25 protein-coding genes are annotated in these 25,327 nt (G+C 71.5%); 9 read left to right on the top strand and 16 right to left on the bottom strand.

Features of this window, described 5'->3' with window-relative positions; genetic code table 11:
- Nucleotides 1-50 precede the first annotated feature (50 nt).
- The 5 genes from OG254_RS07880 to OG254_RS07860 all read right to left on the bottom strand — a co-directional run bounded on the left by OG254_RS07880 (nt 51) and on the right by OG254_RS07860 (nt 5,553).
- The gene (locus OG254_RS07880) at nt 51-1,604 is read right to left on the bottom strand and encodes an ABC1 kinase family protein (RefSeq protein WP_405578796.1); all 1,554 of its coding nucleotides are present in this window, start codon (nt 1,602-1,604) and stop codon (nt 51-53) included.
- 139 nt (nt 1,605-1,743) lie between these two features.
- The gene (locus tag OG254_RS07875; protein ID WP_405578793.1) at nt 1,744-2,373 is read right to left on the bottom strand and encodes a hypothetical protein; all 630 of its coding nucleotides are present in this window, start codon (nt 2,371-2,373) and stop codon (nt 1,744-1,746) included.
- Between the two features lie 22 nt (nt 2,374-2,395).
- A complete protein-coding gene (locus OG254_RS07870; protein ID WP_405578790.1) occupies nt 2,396-2,845 on the bottom strand; it encodes an RNA polymerase sigma factor in 450 nt (149 codons plus the stop codon).
- A 233-nt stretch (nt 2,846-3,078) separates the two neighbouring features.
- Nucleotides 3,079-4,839 (bottom strand): NAD(P)/FAD-dependent oxidoreductase, encoded by a 1,761-nt coding sequence (locus OG254_RS07865; protein ID WP_405578788.1) that lies wholly within the window; start codon nt 4,837-4,839, stop codon nt 3,079-3,081.
- Between the two features lie 57 nt (nt 4,840-4,896).
- Nucleotides 4,897-5,553, bottom strand: coding sequence for a hypothetical protein (locus tag OG254_RS07860; protein WP_405578785.1), 657 nt, complete (start codon nt 5,551-5,553; stop codon nt 4,897-4,899).
- Nucleotides 5,554-5,773: 220 nt separating this feature from the next.
- Between OG254_RS07860 and OG254_RS07855 the strand changes: the two genes are divergently transcribed.
- From OG254_RS07855 to OG254_RS07845, 3 genes are all read left to right on the top strand, one after another.
- A complete protein-coding gene (locus tag OG254_RS07855; protein WP_405578783.1) occupies nt 5,774-7,156 on the top strand; it encodes a cation:proton antiporter in 1,383 nt (460 codons plus the stop codon).
- A 97-nt stretch (nt 7,157-7,253) separates the two neighbouring features.
- The gene (locus tag OG254_RS07850) at nt 7,254-7,790 is read left to right on the top strand and encodes an SRPBCC family protein (protein WP_405594889.1); all 537 of its coding nucleotides are present in this window, start codon (nt 7,254-7,256) and stop codon (nt 7,788-7,790) included.
- Between the two features lie 42 nt (nt 7,791-7,832).
- Nucleotides 7,833-8,702 (top strand): esterase/lipase family protein, encoded by an 870-nt coding sequence (locus OG254_RS07845; RefSeq protein WP_405578780.1) that lies wholly within the window; start codon nt 7,833-7,835, stop codon nt 8,700-8,702.
- A gap of 13 nt (nt 8,703-8,715) precedes the next feature.
- Here the strand turns inward: OG254_RS07845 and OG254_RS07840 are convergent, their stop codons facing one another.
- Nucleotides 8,716-9,546 (bottom strand): alpha/beta fold hydrolase, encoded by an 831-nt coding sequence (locus OG254_RS07840; RefSeq protein WP_351195602.1) that lies wholly within the window; start codon nt 9,544-9,546, stop codon nt 8,716-8,718.
- Nucleotides 9,547-9,691: 145 nt separating this feature from the next.
- Here OG254_RS07840 and OG254_RS07835 point away from each other — a divergent pair, with 145 nt between their 5' ends.
- Nucleotides 9,692-10,576 (top strand): RNA polymerase sigma-70 factor, encoded by an 885-nt coding sequence (locus OG254_RS07835; protein WP_147997379.1) that lies wholly within the window; start codon nt 9,692-9,694, stop codon nt 10,574-10,576.
- Nucleotides 10,577-10,826: 250 nt separating this feature from the next.
- A complete protein-coding gene (locus OG254_RS07830) occupies nt 10,827-11,588 on the top strand; it encodes a GntR family transcriptional regulator (protein ID WP_405578776.1) in 762 nt (253 codons plus the stop codon).
- A 193-nt stretch (nt 11,589-11,781) separates the two neighbouring features.
- Here the strand turns inward: OG254_RS07830 and OG254_RS07825 are convergent, their stop codons facing one another.
- From OG254_RS07825 to OG254_RS07815, 3 genes are all read right to left on the bottom strand, one after another.
- Nucleotides 11,782-12,939: an ROK family transcriptional regulator gene (locus tag OG254_RS07825; RefSeq protein ID WP_405594887.1), complete on the bottom strand. Its 1,158-nt coding sequence runs from the start codon at nt 12,937-12,939 to the stop codon at nt 11,782-11,784.
- A gap of 156 nt (nt 12,940-13,095) precedes the next feature.
- Nucleotides 13,096-13,758, bottom strand: coding sequence for a response regulator (locus OG254_RS07820; RefSeq protein WP_405578774.1), 663 nt, complete (start codon nt 13,756-13,758; stop codon nt 13,096-13,098).
- Between the two features lie 14 nt (nt 13,759-13,772).
- Nucleotides 13,773-14,942 (bottom strand): sensor histidine kinase, encoded by a 1,170-nt coding sequence (locus OG254_RS07815; RefSeq protein ID WP_405578772.1) that lies wholly within the window; start codon nt 14,940-14,942, stop codon nt 13,773-13,775.
- 108 nt (nt 14,943-15,050) lie between these two features.
- Between OG254_RS07815 and OG254_RS07810 the strand changes: the two genes are divergently transcribed.
- The 3 genes from OG254_RS07810 to OG254_RS07800 are packed head-to-tail and all read left to right on the top strand — an operon-like array spanning nt 15,051 to nt 17,170.
- Complete coding sequence (locus tag OG254_RS07810) at nt 15,051-15,971, top strand: ABC transporter ATP-binding protein (RefSeq protein ID WP_405578770.1); 921 nt, start codon at nt 15,051-15,053, stop codon at nt 15,969-15,971.
- 3 nt (nt 15,972-15,974) lie between these two features.
- Entirely contained in the window at nt 15,975-16,700 is a 726-nt protein-coding gene (locus OG254_RS07805) for an ABC transporter permease (protein ID WP_405578768.1), read from the top strand.
- Nucleotides 16,701-16,741: 41 nt separating this feature from the next.
- A complete protein-coding gene (locus tag OG254_RS07800) occupies nt 16,742-17,170 on the top strand; it encodes a hypothetical protein (protein WP_405578766.1) in 429 nt (142 codons plus the stop codon).
- Nucleotides 17,171-17,174: 4 nt separating this feature from the next.
- On the opposite strand, the gene mug is transcribed toward OG254_RS07800, so the two are convergent.
- A complete protein-coding gene (mug, locus tag OG254_RS07795; protein ID WP_405578763.1) occupies nt 17,175-17,723 on the bottom strand; it encodes a G/U mismatch-specific DNA glycosylase in 549 nt (182 codons plus the stop codon).
- Between the two features lie 13 nt (nt 17,724-17,736).
- Complete coding sequence (gene purB / locus OG254_RS07790) at nt 17,737-19,179, bottom strand: adenylosuccinate lyase (RefSeq protein WP_405578760.1); 1,443 nt, start codon at nt 19,177-19,179, stop codon at nt 17,737-17,739.
- Between the two features lie 324 nt (nt 19,180-19,503).
- On the opposite strand from purB, the gene OG254_RS07785 reads away from it, so the two are divergent.
- Nucleotides 19,504-20,496 (top strand): hypothetical protein, encoded by a 993-nt coding sequence (locus OG254_RS07785; RefSeq protein ID WP_405578757.1) that lies wholly within the window; start codon nt 19,504-19,506, stop codon nt 20,494-20,496.
- A 56-nt stretch (nt 20,497-20,552) separates the two neighbouring features.
- Here OG254_RS07785 and OG254_RS07780 read toward each other — a convergent pair whose 3' ends face one another.
- The 5 genes from OG254_RS07780 to OG254_RS07760 form a co-directional block, all read right to left on the bottom strand.
- Nucleotides 20,553-21,335 (bottom strand): SGNH/GDSL hydrolase family protein, encoded by a 783-nt coding sequence (locus tag OG254_RS07780; protein ID WP_405578754.1) that lies wholly within the window; start codon nt 21,333-21,335, stop codon nt 20,553-20,555.
- 82 nt (nt 21,336-21,417) lie between these two features.
- Complete coding sequence (locus tag OG254_RS07775; protein WP_351195588.1) at nt 21,418-22,431, bottom strand: hemolysin family protein; 1,014 nt, start codon at nt 22,429-22,431, stop codon at nt 21,418-21,420.
- Nucleotides 22,428-23,768: a hemolysin family protein gene (locus OG254_RS07770; protein WP_405578751.1), complete on the bottom strand. Its 1,341-nt coding sequence runs from the start codon at nt 23,766-23,768 to the stop codon at nt 22,428-22,430. Before OG254_RS07770 ends, OG254_RS07775 begins: the two co-directional genes overlap by 4 nt.
- A 144-nt stretch (nt 23,769-23,912) precedes the next feature.
- Complete coding sequence (locus OG254_RS07765; protein ID WP_405578748.1) at nt 23,913-24,338, bottom strand: GNAT family N-acetyltransferase; 426 nt, start codon at nt 24,336-24,338, stop codon at nt 23,913-23,915.
- A gap of 56 nt (nt 24,339-24,394) precedes the next feature.
- Nucleotides 24,395-25,318: an LLM class F420-dependent oxidoreductase gene (locus tag OG254_RS07760; protein WP_405578745.1), complete on the bottom strand. Its 924-nt coding sequence runs from the start codon at nt 25,316-25,318 to the stop codon at nt 24,395-24,397.
- Nucleotides 25,319-25,327 lie beyond the last annotated feature (9 nt).

The raw sequence follows: 25,327 nt of genomic DNA, 5'->3' as shown, positions 1-25,327 counted from the left end.
GAGAACCTCCGTATGGTCAGTGGGTTCGGTGGGTTTGGTGGGCCCGTAGGTCAGCGGGAGCGGCGGCGGGCGACCAGGTACGCCAGTGCGCCCAGGGCGACGAGGCCGCCGGAGGGGCGCGTCGGGCGCTGGCCGCCCATCGCGGCGGTGGTACGCGGCTCGTGGACCTGCAAGGCGAACTGTCGGTTCGCGATGTCGCCGAGCACACCGCGCAGCTGCTCCGGGCTGGTGACCGCGGCGAGCAGCAACTCCATGGAATTGCGGGCGAACTGGTGCCGCCCGAGGAACTCGCGGCCCAGCGAGAACAGGATTTTCGGCACCTCGCCCTGGAACACCTCCGGCAGCGTGATCTCGGGGGCGAGGCAGCGCACAGAGCCGTCGAGGTTGGCGAAGGACTTGCCGAGCAGCGAGACCGCCGGCGGTGAGCCGATGCCCCGCTTGGTCGCCTTCGCGAGGACGGTCGTGAGGGACACCCCGAAGTTCATGTCCTCCAGCGACAGATGGGAGACCTTCGGCACGAAGGCGGCCATGTCGGCGGCGAACGCGGGCATGTTGGACCACGACGTCACCCGGCCCATCTCGGCCCAGTGGTGCGCGAGCCCGGCGCCGTCGTTCTGCGCCAACGTCATGAACAGCGGCAGCAGTTGCAGACTGGTACGGCGGTCCAGGCGGCCGACCATGCCCCAGTCGATCAGCGTCGCGGGCCCGCCCGGCACCGCGAAGACGTTGCCCGCGTGGGGGTCGGCGTGGAAGACGCGGTGCACGAAGTACCCGTGGTACATGAAGCGCAGCAGATCCCTGCCGATCTCGATGCGCTCGTCGTCGGTGAAGTGGGCGCGGTCGATGTGCCGCACCGACTTTCCCGGGGCCAGCGACTGGACGAGGACCCGGGGGCTCGCGTGCAGCACCCTGGGCACCTCCAGCGTGCGGAAGGGCCGTACGAACTGCCGGGCCTCGTCCATGTTGCGGGCCTCGCCGGTGAAGTCCAGCTCCGGCTCCATCGCGTCGAAGACGGAGCCGAGCATCGCCTCGATGTCGATGACCTCGTTGAAGCGGGGTGCGGCCCGGGCCACGATCCGGGAGGCCCGGCGCATCAGCGCCATGTCCGCGAGCACGCCCTCGCGGATGCCGGGGCGCTGGATCTTGACCACGGCCGGCCGGCCGCCGGGCAGCGTCACCCGGTACACCTGGGCGAGGGAGGCGGCGCCGAGCGGGGCGCTGGTGTCGATGTCGTCGAACCGCCGCTTCCAGTCGGGGCCGAGATCGCCGGCCAACACGGCTTCGAAGGCCGGGAACGGCTGGACGTCCACTTCGTCGTGCAGGTTCTGGAGCTCGTCCCGGATCGACTGCGGCACCATGTCGGGGCGGGTGGACAGAATCTGCCCGAGCTTCACATAGAAGGGACCGAGACTCTCCAGGGCGTGCCGCACGGCCTTGGCCCGGCGTTCCTCGGCTCCGGCGGAGCCCGCGCCGCCCTCCGCCAGCCCCTCCTGCCCCCGTCTCGTACGTCTGCGCAGCCGCGTGGCCTGCCCGACCTCGTCGACGACGAGGTTCCCCAGGACCTTGACCACCAGCCGCAACCGATCCCCGACGACAGACGCCATCGTGAGTGATCTCCTCAGGTAGAGCGGGTCGCCAGGACCGGTCCGGTGACCGGCCCAGCGGGATGTACGTGCCGAGCCGGTCACCGCGAGCCCGAGACCCGCGAGCCGGTGACCGCGAGTCGTTCGAGCCCGTTCGCCGTCAGGCCGAGGAGGCCTTGCCTGCCTTGCCGGCCGGGGGCTGCAACGCCTGGATGAGCTTCGGGATCAGTTCGAGGAGCTGGGCGAGCTGGGCGGGGAGCGCGAGCACGTCGCCCACGCCCTGGGCGGCGTGTCCGACACCCCCCGCCAACTGGCCCATTCCTCCGGCCAGTTGACCGAGCCCGCCGAGCGCGGCCAAGGGGTTGGCGGCGCCCCCGGCACCGGTGAGCGCGGCGAGGGGGCCCGCGGCCCCGGCCGCGCCGGCCGCCCCGGCGAGCGCGGCCAGCGGGTTGGCCGCCCCCGCGGCGCCCGCCGCTCCGGTGAGCGCGGCGAGCGGATTGACGGCCCCGCCCCCTCCCGCCGCCCCAGTCAGCGCGGCCAGCGGATTGCCCGCCGCGCCCGCGAGCGCCCCCAGCGGATTCGCGGCGCCCGCGAGCAGCGCGGCCGGGTTGGCGGCGCCGGCCAGGGCCGCCAGGGTGCTCGCGGGCAGCCCGGCCAGGGCCGCGACCTGACCGGCGGCGGACGACGACTTCTCGGGCCGGTTGAGAATCTCGTCGAACGCCTCCTTTCCGCTGTCGGCCATATTGCCCATGAAGTCCTTGAGGATGTCCTGCATGTTCTTGTCGGACATGAGCGAGTTTCCCTTCGGTTGGTTATCCCGTGGCATCTTCCATGGCCTTCACACAGGCCGTTCTGAGGCGTGCCCGCCCTCTGGTGAAAGCGGCCTCGGCTGCCTTGAGGGAGATGTTGTGCATACGGGCGAATTCCGCCGTGGAAATTCCCTTGGACCGGGCGATTATTACTTCCTGCTCACGCCCCCGCAGCTGCTGGACCTGGTCGAGCAGCCATTTGCCGAACTCCTCGTCGCAGACGTCCTCCTCGGTCGTCCCGGGGTCGTCCAGGAAGGCCGTCCGCTGTAAGAGACGTCTGCGTCGTTCCAGGTCACGATAGAAATCCGTGCACAAGCGCAGCGCCACCGAGGTGAGGAAGGCCCCCAGCCGGCTGCCGTCCAGGGCGGAGTGCGCGGCCGCCCGGGTCAGCGTCTCCTGCACGCAGTCCTCGGCGTCCTGATGGCTCGGGAGTCGTCGTCGGACCAGCCGCATGAGGCGGTCCCGGTGCTGGGATATGTCATCCCAGGAGCATTGGGCGGGCGAAGGGCAGGTGGAATTTCGCGCCATATGGAATGCAGCCCGTTGTCTCTCGATCGAGCAGGGGGAATGGTGGCCCAATTCAGATTTGTGGGCCCCAATTTTTTCCTACCCGAGCTGCCGGGACGGCAAACCGGAAATCTGTCCTGTGAAATGCGCAGGAATGATTTTCCGGGCGCATACCGCTCTTATTTTCGGGCGCGAATCTCCCGGCGCGTCCAGTCGCGGTTCCAGTTGACCCACATGTCCCGCACGGTCTGCTGCACCAGGGAGGAGCCGCGCCGCACGTCGGTGGTGAGGGCCTGGACCGCCTCCTTGCCCACGAGCCGCGCGCCCCCCGTGAAGTACATGCCCCGGACGTGCTGGGGCGAGCGGAACCTGCCCCACAGCAGGATCCTCATCAGCGGAAACAGGGTGAACACCCCGGACGGGCAGCGGTCCTCGGGGTCGAGGGTGCCCCACACGTCCGGGCACAGCCCGCTCTCGCGCAGCAGGTCGAAGATGCGCGTCGCTGCCTGTTCCTTCGTCAGTTCCCCTGCGCCATAGGCGAGTACGGCATCCCGGGCCTGCTCGAAGAGCTGCCCGACCCAGGGATTGTCGACCCCCTGAAGCCCTCGATAGGGCGCTGTCTCCAGCGCGTCGAAAACGGCAGGATCACCCGTCTTCTCGAATGCCACCGCCACCTGGTTCTGTGCGTTCGTGCCATACAGCGTCGTGATGGTCCACACCCGGTTCCACGCGTTCCACAACTCGAAGTCGTCGAACGACAGATAGCTGCACGAGACCAGGTCGTCGTAGAACCGGAACATCCGCTTGATCCACTGCTCCAGATACGCGAACCGGGCGGTGTCGAAATCGTCCTCGCGCACCGCGGCGATGAGCCGGTGGCTGAGCGCGTTGAGCGCCATCACCGTGACCGCAAGACCGCTGGAGAAGAGCGGGTCGATGAAATCGCTCGCGTGCGGCAGCAGACACCACCGGTCGCCGACCACCGTTTGCGACGAGAACTGCGTGCGGTCGGTCGACACATACGGCCGCACGGCCCGCGCCCCCTCGAACTGCCGCGCCACGCTGGGGAACCGCCCCACATGGCGCCAGAACTCGTCCTCCGCGGACACCCCTTCGGGACGCGGATGGCGGTCCAGATCGAGATTGACGCCCACACTGCACAACTCGCTCGTGCTGGTGCTGTGGTTGTCGAACGGGATGACCCAGAACCAGCCGCCCTCGAAGAGATGGTGCAGTGTCCCCTGGCTGAACGGGCTGGGCATCCCGTGTTGTTCACGTGGCGGCGCCACGGAGTCGAAGGGCCGCACGTTCACCATGTGCGTGAAGATCGTGCGCGAGCGCGTACGGTACGGCGGCTCCTGACGCAGCCCGAGTCGCTCGGGCAGGAGCGCGCGCATGCCGCCGGCGTCGACGACGTACGACGCCTGGAAGGTGCCCTTCTCCCGGGTGACCAGGGTGGCTCCGTTTTCGTCGAACTTCACGTCGTCCACGACGGTGTGGGTGTGGGCGGTCACGCCGTAGGAGACGGCGACATGGAACAGGTACGCGTCGACGTCCTGGCGCAGATAGTGCGAGTCGGGTCCGAGAGGCGGCCCCCAGGTGGGGTACTGGGTGCACTCCTCGGCGCGGGTGGGCTCTCCCTCGCGATGGTAGATGAAGCTGAAGTTGCGCTTGACGCCGCAGTTCGACGACACATGACGGCGCACGGCCCCGTTGGTCGCGAGGTGCTCGAGCTCGGGGACGTCGTAGCGGCGGGCCAGGACCCGCAGGCCGAAGGTGGTCTCGGGGACGGTGGACTCTCCGATGGCGAACCTGGGGTGACCGCTTCCCTCCAGAAGCAGCACCCGCACGCCGTGGCGGGCGAGGATCGCCGCCAGCATCGTCCCGCCGATGCCGCCTCCGACGATGGCGACATCGAACACACGCTGGTCGTCTTGCACGTCTTCGTCCTTTCGCGACGGGAAATGCGTTGTGCGTAGCCGGAGTTCGGGCGGTCCTCAGACGGCCGCCGGGCCCGGCAGTGCCCGGCGCAGCCCGCAGGCGGCGACCCGGGCGGAGAACGACAGGGCGAACCAGGGAGTGGGCGCGAGCGCCGCCAACCGCCGCCGCTCGCCCGGCAGTTGGCGGCCGCCGCGTCCGGTGACGTCCAGCCAGGCCCCGAAGTGCAGCAGCCGCTCCTCCGGCCCGGCGCGGCGCGCGGGCCGGGGCCGCATGTGCTCGCGCACCGCCCGGGTCAGCGCCGCGCGCCGCGCGTCGTCCACGCCGTGCCCGGCCAGGAAGCGGTCGAGCAACGCGGCCGAACGGCCCGGGAATCCGCCCCGCAGCGGCGCGCCACCCCGGGTCAGCCCGGTGTCGTGGAACGCCGTGGCGACGAACAGCCCCGCCCGGTCGTAGTGGATCCCGCGGGCCTGCGCGAAGGCGTCGGCCAGCAGGAACGTACGCAAGGAGTGCAGGGCTGTGCGCGGCGGCACGAGCCGGTGCAGTTCGCGCAGGGCCGCCGCCACCAGCCGATCCCCGAGCAGCCCCTCGACGGACGGCTCGGCGAGCAGCGGACGCCATGCCTTGGGCGCCGTACGACGTGGACCGCCCTCGTCCGCACCGGGGCGCGGTACGTCGTGCGGCCCTGCGGAAAGGTCGTGCGGCTTCGCGGACATGACGAACTCCTCTCGCATATGCGATGTGTCGGTTGCGCCTGTCTCTTCTCTTTACGCCCGGATCCGGCATCCCCCTGCCCCTGTCCGGCCACCGCCCGGACCTTGGCCGATCTTCGCCCTCGCAGCGTCGAACGCGGATACGGCCGGGCGCGAACCCGGCGAACCCGGGCAGGGATGAACGCACTGACCAGCCGCCGCCGTGCTCGACAAGGAGCCGCCCGTGAAGGCCAGTTCGTCCACGACCACGGAACCGACAGCCACCCTTCCCCCGCGCCGCATGCTCTTGGGCTACGGCGCCTTCGTCGCGATACCCGTTGGCCTGACGGCGCTGATCCTCGCCTCGGTCGGCTACGCGGGCCCCACCGGGCACGCGCCCGCCGACTCCGGCGCCGTGCCCCTGTACCGGATCCTCGGCGCGCTGGCCCTGGTGACCGCCTGCGCCGCAGCGGGCGGTGCACTGGCCCGGCGGATCGGACAGCCGCGCGTGGTCGGGGAGATCGCCGCCGCGCTGCTGCTCGGCCCCTCGGTGTTCGGCGCGCTCTTGCCAGACGCCCAGCGCTGGCTGCTGCCCCCCGAGGTGTTCCCGTTCCTCAACACGCTGGGGCAACTCGGCGTGACCCTCTTCATGTTCACCGTGGGACGCGAACTGTCGTTGACCGTGCTGCGTCGTGACGGCCTGTCCGCCTCGACACTTATCGGCCATTCCGGCATCGCCATCCCCTTTCTGACCGGCGTGCTCGTCGCCCTGGCCCTCCCGAACTCCTACCGCCCCGCCGGCGTGGGCACCGTGCCCTTCGTGCTCTTCCTGGGACTGAGCCTGAGCGTCACGGCCGTACCCGTACTGGCCCGGCTGCTCTCCGACGAGGGGAAGCTCAACACCCGGATCGGCACGCTCGCCATGGCGTCGGCGAGCGTCGCCGACGTCACGGCCTGGTGCCTGCTGGCGCTCGTCCTGGCGATCGCGAGCGGTGGCTCCCTGACGGCGGCGGCCGTCACGGTCGGCTGGGTCGTCCTGTTCGGCCTCGTCGTGTGGTGCGTGCTGCGCCCGCTCCTCGTGCGCCTGCTCGCCGCGAAGCGCCCCGACGGCCCGATGGCCGCGGCCCGCACGGCGTCCATCGTCCTCGTGACCGTCCTGCTGTGCGCGCTCGCCACCGAACAGATCGGCGTGCACGCGCTGTTCGGGGCGGTCGCCGCCGGCCTCGCCATGCCGCGCACGGAGGCGGTGGAGCAGATCGCCTGGCGGGTGGAGGGGCTCACCAGCTGGATGCTGCTGCCGTCGTTCTTCATGGCCGTGGGTCTCAGCACCCACCTCGGCGCGGTGCACGGGGCGACCGGCTGGCTCATCTGCCTGGCCGTCCTGGCCGCCGCCGCGGCGGCCAAGTTCGTCGCCACGGTCGTGCCCGCCCGCCTGCTGCGCTTCTCCTGGCGGGAGTCGGCGCAGCTCGGCGCGATGATGAACTGCCGTGGCCTGACCGAACTCATCATCCTCAACACCGGACTCGCGGCCGGACTGCTGTCGTCGGCCCTGTTCGCCATGCTGGTGGTCATGGCGCTCGCCACCACCGCCATGACGGGCCCCCTGCTCCGGCTCATGGACGACTGACCCGGCGCGGGACGAGGGCATCGCGCGCCGGGCGTGCTCTTCGTGTCCCCTTTCGGGGGAGTTGCCGGATGCGGGGACCGGGCAGCCAGACACGGTGATCACCGTGTTGAACATCCATGAACGCGCGCTCCCCGCATCCCGGAAGGCGGTCGGCGCCCTGATCGACGGCCTGGGAGCCGTGGATGACCGGCTGTGGCCGCCCGGCTGGCCGCCGGTGCGCTTCGACGGGCCGCTGGCCGTCGGGGCGTGCGGCGGTCACGGCCCGGTGCGCTATGTGGTGAGCCACTACGTGCCGGGCCACTGGGTGCGCTTCCGGTTCACCGGCCCGCGCGGATTCGACGGCTTCCACGAGTTCAGCGTCGAGGCCCTCGACGCGGAACGGACCGTCCTGCGCAACATCCTCGTCCTGCGCCCGCGCGGAGTGCGCTGGCTGGGCTGGCTGCTGTTCTTCCGGCCCCTGCACGACGCGGCCTTCCGGCACAGCCTGGACTGCGCCGAGCACGCGCTCACCGGACGGGTGGCGTGCCCGGTGAAGTGGGGTTGGTACGTCAGGCTGTTGCGCGCCGCGACCGCCCGCCTGGCGCCCCGGCCGGCGGACCGGTCCGGATCAGGGGTGGCCGGGCCGGGGCCGTAACACCGGGCGAACGCAGGCCACGCGGACGAAGGGCAGACCGTCGTGAGTTTCCCGCAACCGAAGATCCCCGGCTTCAACACGGACGACGTCACCACCGACCTCACCGAGGCACCGCATCGGGCGGCCGGGCTCGGACAGGCCGCCTTCGCCGCAGTCGCCGCCAGCGCCGACGTGGAGGCGGGGCAGGACGACTGGGAGCTGCCCCTGACCGAGGAACATCCACGCCCGGTGGTGCTCGTGCACGGCACGTTCGGCAACCGCGGCTACACCTGGACCGAGGCCGCCCCACTGCTGCGGCGCAGCGGCCACCGGGTCTTCCGCCTCGACTACGGCCGGCACCTGCACCCCGTGCTCTTCGGGCTCGGCGACATCAAGGACTCCGCCCGGCAGTTGGCCGAGTTCGTCGATGAGGTCCTGCGGCGAACCGGCGCCCGGCAGGTGGACCTCGTCGGCTTCTCGCAGGGCGGCATGATGCCGCGCTACTACCTCAACGCCCTCGGCGGCGCCCCCAAGGTGCACAGCTTCGTCGGCATCGCCCCCAGCAACCACGGCATCACCGCCGAGGGCCTGATGAAACTCGCGCGCCAGATCCCGGGCGCCACGGAGCTGGTCGAGCAGGGCGCCGTCGGCACCGTCGTCCCGGCCTGGCCCCAGCTCCAGCACGACCATCCCTTCCAGCGCGAACTCGCCGGCCTGGGCGAGACGGCGCAGGACGTCCGGCACACGGTGATCGCGACCCGGTACGACGACGTGGTCACGCCGTACACCTCCTGCGCGCTCGCGGAGACCGAGGGCCGCCACGTCAGGAACGTCGTCCTTCAGGACCTCGACCCCGACGACCACACCGCGCACGTCGCCATGCCCTACAACCCGACCGTCCTGAAGGTGGTCCTCGAAGCGCTGGCCGGCTGATCCCGCGCCGCGCTCAGCGGCTGCCGTCCAGCAACACCCGGGCGACCAGCGCCGGGTCGTCGCTCATCGGCACATGACCGCAGCCGGGCAGCCGCACCAGCCGGGCCCGGGGGATGATCCGCTTCGCCCGGATCCCCTGCCGGGGCACCAGGAGCCGGTCCTTGTTGCCCCACGCCACCGTGACCGGAATCCCCGTCACATCGTCGGCGAACTGCACTTCCCGGCCCGACCGGAGGGTCTCGAAGAAGCCCTCCATCCGGGCCAGCCCGACCGTCTCGGCGACCACGGACTCGGGCGAACGGCGGCCGGGGCGGGCGTAGATGGAGCTCGTCAGGGCGGCGCGGCCGGCCGCAGAGCGCGACAGCCACTCCACGAGGGGCAGCGGCATGCGCTCGGCGGTCCGCCGCATCCCCGTGAGCACGGTGAAGGCGTACTGCCGCTCCAGCTGCGACCAGAAGCCGGCCGGGGACAGAGCGGTGACGGAGCGCGCGAGCCCCGCCCGGCCGAGGTCCAGGGCCAGCAGTCCCCCCAGCGAATTGCCCGCGACATGCGGCCGCTCCAGCTCCAGGGCCTCGCACAGCGCTCCGAGCACGACGCTCATCGACGCCAGGTCGTGCCCCAGCCCCTCCGGCAGCCCCGGGGACTCGCCGCACCCCGGCAGGTCCACGGCTATGACATCGCGCTCGCCCTCCAGGACGGGTATCACCGGGTCCCACACCTGACGGTGGTGGCCGATGCCGTGCAGCAGGACCAGTGGTTCGCCGGTGCCCACGCGCGCGTAGGAGACGGTCATGCTCTTCGGGCCGTGCGGAGTGGGGACTTTGAAGGAGACGGTGGCGGACATGCTGCTCCTCGCGGGGGCTCACGGGCTTTCGTCGGGTAGACAGCCTGTCAGCAATTGCTACCGACGGGTAGACCTTGGCGGTGTGCCCTGTGCGCCGCATCGATTCCGCCTGGACAGGGGCGGACGGGTGGGCTGGGATGGTGCGGTGACCACCGACACTCAGACCGACGTCTTCGAAGAGCACCGCCCCGTCCTCCTGGGCGTCGCCTACCGCATGCTCGGCCGCGTCGCCGACGCGGAGGACGTCGTACAGGAGGCCTGGCTGCGCTGGTCGGGCGCCGACCGGTCCGAGGTGCGCGAGCCGCGCGCCTATCTGGTGCGCGTCACCACCCGCCTCGCCATCGACCGGCTCCGCCAGGTCAAGGCGCGGGGCGAGACGTATACCGGCCCCTGGCTGCCCGAGCCGTACGTCACCGACTTCGGGGACACCGTCCCCGACACCGCGGAGCGCGCCGTCCTCGCCGACTCCGTCTCGCTCGCCGTCCTCGTCGTCCTGGAGTCGCTGTCACCCCTGGAGCGCGCGGTGTTCGTGCTCAGAGAGGCTTTCGGCTACCCGTACGGCGAGATCGCCGTCATGCTCGACCGCGGCGAGGCGGCGGTACGGCAACTGGCCGGACGGGCCCGCAAGCACGTCGACGAGCGGCGCCCGCGCTACGAGGTCGACCCCACCCAGCGACGCGATCTCACCGAACGGTTCCTGGCCGCGGCCGCGGAGGGCGACCTGGAGGGGCTCATGTCGCTGCTGGCCCCGGATGTCCGGCTGGTCGGCGACAGCGGCGGCAAGGCGAAGGCCCCGCTGCGGGTCCTGGAGACGGCCGACCACGTGGGCCGCTTCCTCGTGGGCGCCGCGCGCAAGGGTGTCGAAGACCTGTCCTGGCGGTTCCTGGAGATCAACGGCGGCATCGCGGTGCTGGCCCTGTCCGGCGGCAAGCCCGACTCCGTCTTCCAACTCGACGTGCTGGACGGCCGCATCCAGGCCGTCTACATCATCCGCAACCCCGACAAGCTGCGGTCGCTGGCCACCGCCTAGACCACACCACCGGGCCCGCCCGGCGAAGCCCCCGTCGATGCGACGGGGGTTTTGCCTGCATGTAACAAATGCCGTTCTGTACGAACGTGCCGTGAACGTTCCCGGGCGCCACGCGCGCGCGTGGCCATGGGATGCAGGATTGGTATTGACCAAGGGTGAGGGCCGCCCTATGGTCGCAGATAAGTGCAACAACCTTTAATAAACAAGGGCGCTAAAACGCCGCCGGGCCACGGCGATTGCGGAGGACAGGGTGGGGACCACGCAACTGGAATCGGTGCCGGAACCGAAGTACTGGCATCTGAGGACCGTGCTCAGCGAGGCACTGGACTCGGAGTTCTCCGTGGGCGAGATCCTGCCCAACGAGCGAGACCTGGCAGCCCGCTTCGGCGTCGCCAGGGCCACGCTGCGCCAGGCTCTCGAACAGCTTGAACTGGAAGGCAGGCTCCAGCGCCGCCGCGGTGTCGGTACGACCGTCGCGCCGCCGCGCGTGGGCGTAGCCGTCGGCACCGAGCAGCACGCCTGGCCGGGTGCGGCCGGCGACGTCTGGCAGGCCACCGACTGCGCACTGCTCGTACCGCCCGCCTCGGTGGCCGACGCCCTGGACAGCGGCCGGGACGAGCCCGTGCACACCGTGCGCCGCTCGCGCGTGACGCACGGCCAGCCCGTCGCCGCCGAGCTGCTGCACATCCCGCAGTCGTCGGTGCCCGACCTCTCCGGCATCGACGCCCCGTCCGGTGCCGCACGCGCGCGTGCCGTGCTGCGCGAGCTGCACCGCCTGGAGCTGGAGGGTCAGGAGAAGGCCGTCGAGCTGGGCTCTGCGCGGGCGGACGACGCCAAGGCGCTGGACCGCCTCCCCGGGGCGCCCGTCCTCGTCGTGACCACCCGCTACCTGGCCGAGGGCCGCACCGCCGCGCTCTCCGTCGCCACCTACCGCGCGGACACCTGCAGGCTGACCTTCGGTGACTCCGGTGGAGTGGAGATCCACGAGGACCCGGAGCGCCGGGCGTCCTGACCGCCGCAGCGACCGACATACACCTCGCGCCCCGGATCTCCTCCGGGGCGCGTCGCGTTCCTCGGCACGGACCGCACATGTCACGGCGGGCGTACGGTGCTGGACCGGTGCCTGATCCGGCGTGCGAACCGCGCTGGGCCGATGCCTGACGCGGAGTGCCAAGGGCGCTGACCGACGCCCGGCCCGGTGTCGGTCAGCGCCGCCCGGTCACCGTGCCCTCCACCGCGAACAGCTGCTCCTCGACATGGTCGAGGGCGAGCCGCAGCGCGCCCGTCGCCACGGCCGCCTCGCCGAGGAGGGACAGGGCGACGTTCGGCGGGCGCAGGCAGTAGCGGGCGAGTTCGTCCCGCAGCGGCTCCAGTACGCCGTCCAGTCCGGCCGCCCAGCCGCCGACGACGACCAGCTCCGGGTCGAGGGCGAGGACGAGCGCGGCCACGTCGTGGACGAGGCGCTGGATGAAGCGGTCGACCGCCGCTCGGGCTCCCTGGTCGCCCTCGCGGGCCTGGGCGAAGACCTTGGCGACGGCGTGCTCGTCGAGGGGGCGCAGCGGTTCGTCCGTCGTCGACAGCAGGGTCTCCGGGGTCGCCTCACGGCCCAGCAGATGCAGCGCGCCGATCTCGCCGGCCGCCCCGCCGAAGCCGCGGTGCAACTGCCCGCCGATCAGCGAGCCGGCGCCCGGGCTCAGCCCGGCCAGCACGAACACCACGTCGTCGGACTCGGTCGCGGCACCCTTCCAGTGCTCGGCGACCGCCGCCGCGTTGGCGTCGTTCTCCACCAGGACCGGGCACTTGAAGGACCGGCTCAGCCGCTCGCCGAGCCGCAGCCCGGTCCACTCCGGCAGCGCGGCGCCCAGTCGCACGGTGCCGTCCGCCTCCACGATGCCCGGCGTAGCGACCCCCACGGCCCGCAGCGAGCCGCGTGCGACCCCGGCCCGGCGCAGCAGTTCCGCCACCGCCGTGCGCACCCGCTCCAGCCGCTCGTCCGCCGCAGCAGCCTCGTCGACGTCCTTGGTGATCGAACCGAGGATCCGGCCGTCAAGGTCGGCCAGCAGCGCGGCGACCCGATGCGCGCCGACGTCCACGCCCAGGAGATGCCCCGCCTCCGCCCGGAACCGGAACCGCCGCGCGGGCCGGCCCTGACGCCGCACGACGCTCTCGTCCGCCGCCTTCTCGACGACGTACCCCGCCTCGATGAGCCCCTCGACGACGCCCTCGACGGTCGGCCGGGACAGGCCGGTCACCCGGGTGATCTCCGTCAGCGTGGCGGCGTCCGTGGCACGCAGCGCGTGCAGCACCACCGCGGAGTTGATCCTTCGCAGCAGCGAGGGATCCCCGCCCGTCAGCTGCCCCAAAGGTCCGTCCTCCCAGCTCGTGCGCATGTTGGGCGGATGTTACTCGCCGGGACGGACCCCGGCGAGTGGCGGGCACCGATGACCTGCCCCGGCTTCCGACGACGTGCCACCCGCCCGGCGGCGACGTGACCTCCGCCCGCCCTCGGCGAGTCGGGGTCAGCCCGGCGCCACGAACCCCGACTCGTACGCCGTGATCACCGCCTGGGTGCGGTCCCGCGCCCCCAGCTTCGCCAGGACGGCACTCACATGCGACTTCACCGTCTCCGTCCCGACCACCAGCCGGGCGGCGATCTCCGCGTTCGACAGCCCGCGCGCCATCAGCCGCAGCACCTCGGCCTCCCGCTCGGTCAGCCGGGCCCGATCGAGGAGTGCGCGCGCCGCACGGTTTCCTCCGTCGTCGCCGTACTGCGCGGCGAGTTGCCGTACGGAGGCGGGGAACAGCAGCGACTCGCCCTCGGCGATCAGCCGCACCGCATGCACGATCTCGGCCGGCCGGGCCCGCTTCAGCAGGAAGCCGTCGGCGCCGGCCCGCAGCGCCTCGTATACGTACTCGTCGTTCTCGAAGGTCGTGACGACGAGGATCTTCGGGGGCTCGTCGATCGTCCTCAGTACCGCGCGCGTGGCCTCGATCCCGTCCAGCAGCGGCATCCGTACGTCCATCGCCACCACGTCGGGCCGCAGCTGCCGCACCAGCGGAATCACCGCCGCCCCGTCGGCCGCCTCTCCGACGACCTCGATGTCGGGCTGCGCCTCCAACACGGCCCGCAGACCCGCGCGTACGAGGGGTTCGTCGTCGACGAGGAGAACGGTGACCGGCATCCGGCCAGCCTAGATCAACTCAACGGAAGCTCCACATGTACCTGCCAGTCACCTTCGGTGGGACCGGTCCGCGCGTGTCCGCCCAGCAGGGCGGCGCGCTCACGTATGCCGCGCAGGCCGCTGCCTCTGCCGGGCCCGGGTATGTCGGCGGTGAGCGCGTTGCGGATGTCGAGGGTGAGGGTGCCGTCCGCGACGGCGATGTGCACCCGGGCCGGGACGGAGCCCGCGTGCCGCAGCACATTCGTCAGCGACTCCTGGAGGATGCGGTAGCCCTCCCGGGAGACCGGCCCCGGGACGGTGTCCAACGGGCCCGTCATGTCAGCGTCGACCTTGGCGCCGGAGGCCCGCGCGGACTCCAGCAGGCGGTCGGCGTCCGTGAGCGTCGGCCGGCTGCTGACCGGCCGCTCGGATTCGCGCAGGATGCCGAGGACCCGCTCCAGGTCTTCCAAGGCCGCCCTGCCGGTCTCCTCGATGGCACTCAGCGCCCGGTCGGTGAAGGCCGGATCACCGGCCGCGCGGGCCGCGCCCGCCTGCACGACCGCCACGGTCAGGGCATGGCCGATGGAGTCATGCAGCTCGCGGGCGATACGCGTGCGCTCCAGGAGTTGCTCGGTGCGCTCCTCCAGGGCGGCGAGGCGCTCGGCGGGGGAGGGGCCGAGCAGGCGCAGGGCGAGCGCGGTGATGAGGTGGCCCGGGGCGAGCACCGTCACCGCCAGTGCGACCAGCACCAAGGGCACCAGCAGCACCTGCCACCAGGGGTGACCGGCGGGGAGGAGTGGCCCGGCCTCCTCGACGTCACGGGCGAACGGCGCCGACAGCAAGTCCACCATGGCGAAGAGCAGTTGGGCGGTGAGGGTCGCGGTCACACAGCCGATCAGCAGCCGTGCCTCCAGCCACACGACGACCCGTCCCCGGTCGCCCCAGGACGCGGACGGTGCCACGACGATGTCGGTGCTGCCCCGGTCGGGCCGGTGACCGGTCAGCAGCAGGCGTGCCTGGAGCCCCTCCGCGGTCCGCATCGCGGGCACCAGGCCGGCCGGGGCGAGCGCCGCGGCGGCCACCAACCAGATCCACCAGTCTTCCCGGATGAACAGCCACAAGCTCGGCCACACGATGCCGATCGACAGATGCAGCCATCGTGTGTACGTCACCGCCCGACCGAACGGGCGCAGCAAGCGGACCATTTCGTCATCGTGCCAGCCGCCACTGACAACGGGCCTCCCCCGCACGGGGGAGACGATCTCCACCGGCGGGGGAGGGCCCGGACCACCCTCGACGGCCAGGCTGATGCCATGACCAGCATCGAAGTCCAGGCCCTCACCAAGGAGTACGGCAACCGGCGCGCCGTGGACGACCTCACCTGCACCGTCCTGCCCGGCCGGGTCACCGGCTTCCTCGGCCCCAACGGCGCCGGAAAGTCCACCACCATGCGGCTCGTGCTCGGCCTCGACCGGCCGACCGCCGGCACCGCCACGATCGGCGGCCGCGCCTACGCGACCCTGCGAGAACCCCTGCGCCATGTGGGCGCGTTGCTCGACGCGCAGGCGGCGCACGGCTCCCGTACCGGCCGTGACCATCTGCGCGTCCTGGCGGCGAGCAACCGCATCCCGAACCGCCGGGTCGACGAGGTGCTGGAGGAGACGGGGCTGGTGTCGGTGGCCCGGCGCCGGGTGAAGACGTACTCCCTGGGGATGCGCCAGCGGCTCGGTATCGCGGCGGCGCTCCTCGGCGATCCCGAGGTCGTCCTGCTCGACGAGCCGTCCAACGGCCTCGACCCGGAAGGCATCATCTGGATCCGCGGGCTGCTGCGCCGTCTTGCGGGGGAGGGGCGCACGGTCCTGGTCTCCAGTCACCTCATGAACGAGACCGCGTCCTTCGCCGACCACCTGGTGGTCCTCGGCCGGGGACGCCTGCTGGCCGACACCCCGATGCGGGAGTTCATCCACGCGCGTGTGGAACCCCGCGTCCGGATCCGCACCGCGGACGCCACCGCCCTCACAGCGGCGCTCGCCCGGCACGGGCACGAAGCCGTCCAGCACGAGGACGGGCACTGGACGGTGCGCCACGCGCGCGTGGACGACATCGGCCGGCTCGTCTCGCAGGCGGGCGTCCCCATCCTCGAACTCGCGGCGGAGGAAGGCACGTTGGAACAGGCCTACCTCGATCTGACGGCCACCGAGGCCGAGTTCACCGCACAGCCCCAGGAGGCCTGACCCATGGCATTCGCGCCCGCACTCCATTCGGAGTGGCTCAAGATCCGCACGCTCCGCTCGCTGCCGGGCGCGCTGCTGGCGCTGTTCGCCGTGACCACCGCGTTCTCCGCGCTGGCCGGCGCGGACGGAGGCTCCGACCCCGACTTCGACCCGCTCTTCACCGTGCTGTCCGGGGTCCTGCCGGGCCAGATCGCCGCCGTCTCCTTCGGCGCGATGGCGGTTTCTTCGGAGTACCACGGGGGTGCGCTCCGGCTGACGCTCGCCGCCGTGCCGCGGCGCGGGCCGTGGTTCGCCGCCAAGGTGACGGCCATCGCCGTGCCGGCCCTGCTCGTCGGCCTGGTCACCGCCCTCACGGCACTCGTCGTGGGACGCGCGGGACTCGGCACGGCGGCGAGCGGGCTCACCGCGGCGCAGCAGGTGCGTGGCGTCCTGGGCTGCGGTGTCTACCTCATGCTCATGGCCCTGTTCGCGGCGGGCCTCACCGCCGTGCTCCGCAGCTCGGTGGCCACACTCTCCCTCCTGATCCCGCTCATCCTCGTGGTCTCCTTCGTCATCGGCGACGCCGCGGGCACCGTGGCCGACTTCTTCCCCGACAAGGCCGGCCAGATCGCCCTGCACCAGACGTACGACGGCACCCTCGGCCCGTGGTCGGGCCTGACGGTGACCGCGCTGTGGACCGCGACGGCGCTGCTGGCGGGGGCTTGGAGCGTGCGACGCCGGGACGCCTGACGGCACGCCAAATGTCAGTGCCTCCGGGTTTACTGGACCACATGAACATCGCGCGGCACATCGCCCTCATCGACGAGTTGTGCCTCCGCCCGTTCGGGGCGGAGCACAGCCCGTGGGAGGCCGGAGAGGGCGGACCCGGGTATCACGTCGTGGTGTTAGAGAGGAGCCACGGCGACCGTGCGACCCGGGCTGCGACGGTGGAGCAGTTCGAGAAGTACCGCGACGCCCTCTACGACCCGCTCGCCGCCCGCTGGGGAGACAGCCCTCCGTGGAACGGGCAGACGACTTTGCTGCGCACCGAACACGAGGACATACCCGCGCCCTGGGCCTCCCTCAGCGCACGCGTCCGCGTGGCCTACGTCTGGGAAGCAGTGGGCACGGGCCGCTGGGTCGCGGTGGCCGTCGCCGACCGTGACGAGACGGACGACGTGAAACTCATCGCCATGTCCACGGAGACGGCCCCACCGTGACCTCTCAATCCCCGGCCGCCGCCACCCGCAACCGCCCGTACTCCTGCGCCATCGTCGTCGCCGTCCAATGCGCGTTCAGCCCGCTCGGGTTCGGCAGTACCCACAGCCGCGTGTCCCCGATGGTCCGTTCCTGCGGACCGACCTGGGCCTTGGGGGCGTCGAAGGCCGCCCGATAGGCGGTGACCCCCACGACGGCCAGCCAACGCGGCCGCAGTCGCGTCACCTTCGTCGCGAGAAGCCGCCCGCCCTCCCGGTACTCCTGCGCGCTCAGCTCGTCGGCCCGTGCGGTCGCCCGCGCGACGACGTTCGTGATGCCGAGCCCGTACGACAGCAACTCGCCCTGTTCCGACGGCTTCAAGAGCCTCGGGGTGAAGCCGGACAGATGCAGGACCGGCCAGAAGCGGTTGCCGGGGCGGGCGAAGTGATGGCCGGTCGCCGCCGTCATCAGGCCGGGGTTGATGCCGCAGAACAGCACGTGGAGACCGTCCGCGACGACGTCCGGGACGAGACGGTCGCGGGCGGCCTCCAGCTGCTCCGGCGTGAAGCGCGTCATGCTCGCAGGCGCGTCAGAGGATGGCCCCGGGGGTGTAACCGGCAGCCTCCGGGCGCTGCTTCACGATCTCCTCGACACGGCCGACGACGACGCCGACCTGGTCGGCCGCGGCGCCCGTGAAGGACAGCTTGTCGGCCATCAGCGCGTCCAGCCCGGCGCGGTCGAGCGGGATGCGCTCGTCGGCGGCCAACTTGTCGAGCAGTTCGTTGCGCTCGGCGCCCTGCTCGCGCATCGCCAGCGCCGAGGCGACGGCGTTCTCCTTGATCGCCTCGTGCGCGACCTCACGACCGACGCCCGCGCGCACCGCGCCCATCAGCACCTTGGTGGTGGCGAGGAAGGGAAGGTAGCGGTCCAGCTCACGGGCCACGACCGCCGGGAACGCCCCGAACTCGTCCAGCACCGTCAGGAACGTCTCCAGCAGGCCGTCCAGCGCGAAGAACGCGTCCGGCAGCGCGACCCGGCGCACCACCGAGCAGGACACGTCGCCCTCGTTCCACTGGTCGCCCGCCAGTTCGCCGGTCATCGAGGCGTAGCCGCGCAGGATGACCATGAGGCCGTTGACGCGTTCGCAGGAGCGCGTGTTCATCTTGTGCGGCATCGCGGAGGAGCCGACCTGGCCCGGCTTGAAGCCCTCGGTCACCAGCTCGTGCCCGGCCATCAGCCGGATCGTCTTGGCCAGCGAGGACGGCGCCGCCGCCAGCTGCACCAGCGCGGTGACGACCTCGTAGTCCAGCGAGCGCGGGTAGACCTGGCCGACCGAGGTGAACGCCTGCGAGAAGCCCAGGTGCGTGGCGATCCGTTGCTCCAGTTCCGCCAGCTTCGCCGCGTCGCCGCCGAGCAGGTCGAGCATGTCCTGGGCGGTGCCGACCGGTCCCTTGATGCCGCGCAGCGGGTAGCGGGCAAGGAGCTCCTCGACCCGGCCGTACGCGACGAGCAGCTCGTCGGCGCCCGTAGCGAACCGCTTGCCGAGCGTCGTGGCCTGCGCGGCGACGTTGTGCGAGCGGCCGGCCATGACCAGCTCGCCGTACTCACCTGCCAGCTTGCCCAGACGCGCCAGCACGGCCACCGTGCGGTCGCGCATCAGCTCCAGGGAGAGCCGGATCTGGAGCTGCTCGACGTTCTCCGTGAGGTCGCGGGACGTCATGCCCTTGTGTACGTGCTCGTGCCCGGCGAGGTCGTTGAACTCCTCGATCCGCGCCTTCACGTCGTGGCGCGTGACCTTCTCGCGCTCGGCGATGGAGGCCAGGTCGACGGTGTCCAGGACGCGCTCGTAGTCGGCGAGCGCCTCGTCCGGCACCTCGATGCCGAGGTCCTTCTGGGCGCGCAGTACGGCGAGCCAGAGCCGGCGCTCCAGCTTCACCTTCTGCTCGGGGGACCAGAGCGTGGCGAGCTCGGTGGAGGCGTAGCGTCCGGCGAGGACGTTCGGGATGCGGGGCTTGGCGGGCGCAGAAGTCACGTGTACGGAGTTTACCCGGCGCCCTGGGGCCCCCGGTCGGCCGTGCCCTGCGGAGCAACCCAGGTCAGAGGTGCCGTCCGCGCCGTCCTGCCGCCGCTGCGCGAGACGGACGTCTTCGGCGGGCGATCGGGTGAATTCCCCGGCTGTCGACGCGTCCCGGTTTCCTCGGGCCTCCACATTTCGTTCATAGTCTGCAAGTCGTGGCGAGTGTGAACGCCCGGCATCACAACTCCTGCGACGATCTCGCCAATCCCGGCAATCGACAACATCACGTCAATGACCGACGTCGGCTTCCCCATTCCGCATGAGAGAAAGAAAACGAGAATGCGACAGGCTCTGACCAGGGGATTGATCGTGGCCGCCGCCGCGACGAGCGCCCTGTCCCTGTACGGCACATGCGCGTCCGCGGCCCCGCGCGTGCAGGGGACCATGGTGAACTCCGCCGCCGCGCTGCCGGGCCACAAGGACCCTTGGGACTCGGACGGGCTGGACGAGAAACTCGGCAAGGTGCACGAACAAATCGGCGAGGCGAATGAGGAAGTCGAGGGGGTGAAGGACAAGCTCGACAACCTGAATCTGCCGGGGAGCACTTCCGACGAGAACACCTCGGGACATGGCAACTCCGGCTACGGCACCGACGCGCCGAGCTCCCAGGGCTACGGCTATGAGAAGCCGAAGGACCACGGCTATGGCTACGGCTCCGAGAAGCCGAAGGACCATGGCTATGGCTACGGCTCCGAGAAGCCCAGTGACCACGGTTATGGCTACGGCTCCGAGAAGCCGCGTGACCACGGCTACGGCAGCGACAAGCCCAGCGACCACGGCTACGGGTACGGCTCCGAGAAGCCGACCGACCACGGCTACGGCTCCGAGAAGCCCAGCGACCACGGTTATGGCTACGGCTCCGAGAAGCCCAGTGACCATGGCTACGGGTACGGCTCGGAGAAGCCGAGCGACGACGGTTATAGCTACGGCTCGGAGAAGCCGAGCGACGACGGTTATGGCTACGGCTCCGAGAAGCCGAGTGACCATGGCTATGGCTACGGCTCCGAGAAGCCCAGCGACCACGGCTACGGATCCGAAGAGCCCGACGACCACGGCTACGGGCACGACGACGACTGCGGCTATGGCCATGGCTACGGCTGCGACTCGCACACTCCCACGCCGACCAAGCCGCCGGGGAAGCCGGACCACCCCCACATGCCCGAGACCGGCGTCGGTGCCGAGGGCATCATCGGCGGCATTGCCGCCAGTGGGGCGCTGCTCGTCGCCGGAACCGTGCTGTACCGGCGAAGCCGGGCCGCGTCCCGTCGGTAGCGCACAGGGTCCGGGGGCGGCCCGTTGAGGTGGCGTAGGTCCAGGATCGAGCGGACCTACGCTGCCGGCCCCTCGTACGGCAGCAGCTCGGGACGCTTCGCCGGCAGCCCGTCTCCGGAGGAGCGTCCCGTCAGCCGCCGGCCGATCCACGGCAGCAGGTGCTGACGCGCGAACCGCGCGTCAGTGACCCGCCGGGTGACCCAGCCCGGCGGCGCCGCGGCCGGCATCGGCGTGCGCCACTCGGTGTCCTCGGGGTCGTGGCCGAGCCCCTGCCACACCGCCTCGGCGACCCGGCGATGGCCCTCGGCCGTCAGATGCAGTCGGTCCACGTCCCACAGGCGAGGGTCGCTGAGCGAGGGCGCGCCGTACAGGTCGACGACGACCGCGCCGTGTCGCTCGGCCAGCTCGTCGACGCACGTGAACAGCTCTTCCATGCGCGGCCGGAACCGCTCCAGGACCGGGCCCTGGCGCCCGGGGCTGCGCATCAGGACCAGTTGTCGGCACGCAGGGGCGAGCTTCTCCACGGCCTCCTCGAGCAGGCCGCGCACCCGCCCCATGTCGCACTTGGGCCGCAGGGTGTCGTTGAGCCCGCCGACGAGGGTGATCACATCGGCGCCCATCGCGGCCGCCACGTCGACCTGCTCCTCGACGATCTGCCCGATCAGCTTCCCGCGCACCGCGAGGTTGGCGTACCGGAAGTCGGGCGCGCGGGCGGCCATCCGCCCGGCGAGGAGGTCGGCCCAGCCCCGGTAGGAGCCGTCGGGGAGGAGGTCCGACATGCCCTCGGTGAAGGAGTCGCCGACCGCGACAAGGCTGCTGTAGGTGGGGTTCGTCTCCATGGCGACAGAAATGGTATCCCGGCTCCATACCCGTCGGTCGGTCGGGCATGGAGCCGGGCACGCCACCCACTCGGCCCGGCTGTCAGACCCGCCGGCCGAACAGCTTGCGCAGCACGTCCTCCATGGTCACCAGCCCGGACAGGAGCCCGTCGCTGCCCAGCACGGCCGCCACATGCGTACGGCTGCCCCGCATCGCGGTGAGCACGTCGTCCAGCGGTGTGCTCTCCCGCACGCGGGCGATGGGCCGCATGTCGGCCACCTCGAACGGCACGTCCTGCTCGATGGCGTCCAGGGCGTCCTTCACATGGAGATAGCCGACGATGCGGCGACCGTCGTCGACGACCGGGAAGCGGGAGAAGCCCGACTCGGCCGACAGCCGCTCCAGCTCCTCCGGCGTGACGCCCACGCGCGCGTAGACGACGCGTTCCAGCGGGAGCACCACGTCACGCACCGGCCGACGGCCCAGTTCCAGGGCGTCGTGCAGCCGCTCCCGCGCGCGGTCGTCGATGAGGCCGGCCTCGCCGGAGTCCCGCACGAGCCGTGCCAGTTCGGCGTCCGAGAAGGTCGCCGTGACCTCGTCCTTGGTCTCGACGCGCAGCAGCTTCAGCAGCGCGTTGGCGAAGGCGTTGATCGTGAAGATCACCGGACGCAGCGCCCGGGACAGCGTGACCAGCGGCGGACCGAGCACCAGGGCGCTGCGCACCGGCTCGGCCAGCGCGATGTTCTTGGGCACCATCTCGCCGAGCAGCATGTGCAGATAGGTGGCCAGCACCAGGGCGATCGCGAAGGAGATCGCGCGCCCGGCGCCCTCCGGCACACCCACCGCGTGGAACACCGGCTCCAGCAGATGCTCGATCGCCGGTTCGGCGACCACACCGAGGACCAGCGTGCACAGGGTGATGCCGAGCTGCGCGGCCGCCATCAGCGCGGACACGTGCTGCAGACCCCACAGCACGCTCTTGGCGCGCCGGTCGCCCTGCTCGGCGTACGGCTCGATCTGCGAGCGGCGCACCGAGATCAGCGCGAACTCGGCGCCCACGAAGAAGGCGTTGACGACCAGCGTCAGAAAGCCGATGAACAGCTGTACGGCGGTCATCGCCCGTCCTCCTTCTCGCTGTCGGCGGCGTCGTGGAGCGGCGCGTGCAGCAGCACCCGCGCGGCCCTGCGGCCGGCGGCGTCCACGACGTCGAGCCGCCAGCCGGCGACCTCGACCCGGTCACCCTCGGCCGGTATGCGGCCCAGCTCGTTCGCGACGAGACCGGCCAGCGTCTCGTACGGCCCCTCGGGTGCCCTGAGCCCCACGCGCGCGAGCTGATCCACTCGCGCGAAACCGTCGGCCGAGAACAGCGCCCGGCCCTCGTCGTCGCTGCCCGCGGGCGCCAGGTCGGGCGTTTCGTGCGGGTCGTGCTCGTCGCGGACCTCGCCGACGACCTCCTCGACGATGTCCTCCAGCGTGGCCACACCGGCCGTACCGCCGTACTCGTCGATGACCACGGCCATGGTGCGCTTGCCGGACAGCCGGTCGAGGAGGCGGTCGACGGTGAGCGTCTCGGGGACGAGGAGCGGCTCGCGCATCAGCTCCGAGACGGGGACGCGGGGCCGACGCTCGGCGGGCACCGCCAGGACGTCCTTGATGTGCGCGGTGCCCACGACCGAGTCGAGGCCGCCGCGGTAGACGGGGAACCGGGACAGGCCGGTCGCCCGGGTCGCGTTCGCCACGTCCTCGCAGGTCGCCTGGGCATCCAGGGCGACGACCTGGACGCGCGGGGTCATGACGTTCTCCGCGGTCAGGTCGGCGAGGTTCAGGGTCCGTACGAAGAGCTCGGCGGTGTCCGCCTCCAGGGCGCCCTCGCGGGCGGAGTGCCGGGCGAGCGCGGCCAGCTCCTGGGGGCCGCGGGCGGCCGCCAGCTCCTCGGTGGGCTCCACGCCGAAGCGGCGCACGATGCGGTTCGCCGTGTTGTTCAGATGCGAGATGAAGGGGCGGAAGACCGCGCTGAACCAGCGCTGGGCGTTGCCGACCCGCTTGGCCACGGCCAGCGGCGAAGAGATCGCCCAGTTCTTGGGCACCAGCTCGCCGACCACCATGAGGACGATCGTCGACAGGGCCGTACCGATCACCAGGGCGATCGTGCTCGCCGCCGAGCGGGAGATGCCGAGCGACTCCAGCGGGCCCGCGATGAGCGCGGCGATCGACGGTTCGGCGAGCATGCCGACGACCAGGTTGGTGACTGTGATGCCGAGCTGTGCGCCGGAGAGCTGGAACGTCAGATTCCGTACGGCCTTCAGGGCGCCGGCGGCACCCCGCTCGCCGCGCTCCACGGCCCGCTCCAGCTCGCCCCGCTCGACGGTGGTCAGCGAGAACTCGGCCGCGACGAAGGCACCGCAGGCGAGCGACAGCAGGATCGCCACCAGAAGGAGGAGCACTTCGGTCATCGGGTCACCTCCGTCCCATGGTCGGACAGGGTGGGGAGGATCGCTCGATGTCTGCTACTGGGAGGCTCGCCCATGGGCGGACGCTCACACCTTTCATTGGAGGACCGAAGCGGTCCACCCAATAGTAAAGGATCGGCAAAGCGGTCAGTCGGTGAGGGGCTTCACCCATCGTCGCCAGTGTTCCTCGGGTGTGTACCCGGCCGCGCGCCAGGCATGATGCGCGGTCTCGTTGCGCCGCAGCACCATCGCGTCGCCCCGGCGCCCGCCGAGCCGTACGAACCGCTCCTCGGCCGCGGCGAGCAGCGCCGCGCCGATGCCCCGGCGCCGGCGCTCGGGGTGCACCGCCAGCCGGTACAGATGGCAGCGCCAGCCGTCGAAGCCCGCGATCACCGTGCCGACCAGCTCGCCGTCCGACTCGGCCAGGATCAACGACTCTGGATCGCGGGCGACCAGCCGCTCCACGCCGGCCCGGTCGTCGCTGATGCTGGTGCCCTCGGCGGCCGTCTTCCAGAAGGCCAGCACGGCATCGAGGTCGTCGGCCGTCGCGGCCCGTATCCGCAGATCAGTCATGCCGTGATCCCATCACGGGCGGCGCGGCGGGACGCCGAATTCCACCATCCGGACGGCTACTTGCCGCGCAACTCCTCGATCACCGGCGCGAACGCCTCCATGTACGGCTCCAGGACGGTCAGATACGAGAATCCGTACCGCTCACGCTGGGCCAGCACCTGGGCGGTGATCTGGTCCAGGGTGCCGATCAGGAGGATGGGCAGGGCCAGGGCCTGTTCGGGGGTCACCTCCGGCACCCGGTCGAGAAGGGGCTGGAGCACTGCCTCGCGGTCCTCCGTCACCGCCACCATCTGCAGGAGCAGGTTCAGCTCCGCCGGCTGCGCACGGTCCGCCGCGAACTTCCGGTACCGGGCCACCCGCTCGTCGAGCCGCTCGGCCGTGACGGGGATCAGCCGGCCGGTCGTGCTCCGCGGGTCCGGGTACGCGCCTCCGAACGCCGCGATGTCGGCGTGCTCGGCGGTCAGCCGCAGGACCCGGTCGCCGTTGCCGCCGACCAGCAACGGCACCCGGGGCTTCTGTGCCGGCTGCGGCAGGTACGACTCGGACCCCAGCAGTCGCCGAAGCTCCTCGACGGTGCGCCGCAGATGGTCCACACGCTCGCCGGGAGTGCCGAAGGGCAGACCCGCCGAGTCGTGCTCCGCCTGTACATACCCCGCGCCCAGCCCGAGTTCGAGGCGCCCGCCCGTCAGCGCGTCGGTGGTCGCGACCTCCCGGGCGAGCAGCGCAGGGTTCCACAGGCCCGCGTTGAGCACGAACGTGCCCAGGCGCGCCCGCTCGGTCGCCTCGGCCGCGGCGACCAGGGCCGGGAACGGCGCGGGCATGCCGAGGTGGTCGGGGACCAGGAGCACGTCGTAGCCGAGCTCCTCGGCCCGGCGGCACTTGGCCCGCCACTCGTCGGCCGGGGCGGGGGTCATCAGGTTGACGCCGAAGCGGAACGGCCGCGGGCTCACCGGCTGCGACGCGAACTCTGGTTGCGACATGAACTCTCC

Source organism: Streptomyces sp. NBC_01092, assembly GCF_045039535.1.
Taxonomy (GTDB): Bacteria; Actinomycetota; Actinomycetes; order Streptomycetales; family Streptomycetaceae; genus Streptomyces.
This window is presented reverse-complemented; position numbering and strand designations above follow the sequence as displayed.

Coding starts and splice junctions, on each gene's coding strand:
- OG254_RS07880 (WP_405578796.1), bottom strand. CDS start 1,604: ATGGCGTCTGTCGTCGGGGATCGGTTGCGGCTGGTGGTCAAGGTCCTG.
- OG254_RS07875 (WP_405578793.1), bottom strand. CDS start 2,373: ATGTCCGACAAGAACATGCAGGACATCCTCAAGGACTTCATGGGCAAT.
- OG254_RS07870 (WP_405578790.1), bottom strand. CDS start 2,845: ATGCGGCTGGTCCGACGACGACTCCCGAGCCATCAGGACGCCGAGGAC.
- OG254_RS07860 (WP_405578785.1), bottom strand. CDS start 5,553: ATGTCCGCGAAGCCGCACGACCTTTCCGCAGGGCCGCACGACGTACCG.
- OG254_RS07840 (WP_351195602.1), bottom strand. CDS start 9,546: ATGTCCGCCACCGTCTCCTTCAAAGTCCCCACTCCGCACGGCCCGAAG.
- OG254_RS07820 (WP_405578774.1), bottom strand. CDS start 13,758: ATGCCGGTCACCGTTCTCCTCGTCGACGACGAACCCCTCGTACGCGCG.
- OG254_RS07815 (WP_405578772.1), bottom strand. CDS start 14,942: ATGGTCCGCTTGCTGCGCCCGTTCGGTCGGGCGGTGACGTACACACGA.
- OG254_RS07810 (WP_405578770.1), top strand. CDS start 15,051: ATGACCAGCATCGAAGTCCAGGCCCTCACCAAGGAGTACGGCAACCGG.
- OG254_RS07805 (WP_405578768.1), top strand. CDS start 15,975: ATGGCATTCGCGCCCGCACTCCATTCGGAGTGGCTCAAGATCCGCACG.
- OG254_RS07800 (WP_405578766.1), top strand. CDS start 16,742: ATGAACATCGCGCGGCACATCGCCCTCATCGACGAGTTGTGCCTCCGC.
- mug (WP_405578763.1), bottom strand. CDS start 17,723: ATGACGCGCTTCACGCCGGAGCAGCTGGAGGCCGCCCGCGACCGTCTC.
- OG254_RS07785 (WP_405578757.1), top strand. CDS start 19,504: ATGCGACAGGCTCTGACCAGGGGATTGATCGTGGCCGCCGCCGCGACG.
- OG254_RS07780 (WP_405578754.1), bottom strand. CDS start 21,335: ATGGAGACGAACCCCACCTACAGCAGCCTTGTCGCGGTCGGCGACTCC.
- OG254_RS07775 (WP_351195588.1), bottom strand. CDS start 22,431: ATGACCGCCGTACAGCTGTTCATCGGCTTTCTGACGCTGGTCGTCAAC.
- OG254_RS07770 (WP_405578751.1), bottom strand. CDS start 23,768: ATGACCGAAGTGCTCCTCCTTCTGGTGGCGATCCTGCTGTCGCTCGCC.
- OG254_RS07765 (WP_405578748.1), bottom strand. CDS start 24,338: ATGACTGATCTGCGGATACGGGCCGCGACGGCCGACGACCTCGATGCC.
- OG254_RS07760 (WP_405578745.1), bottom strand. CDS start 25,318: ATGTCGCAACCAGAGTTCGCGTCGCAGCCGGTGAGCCCGCGGCCGTTC.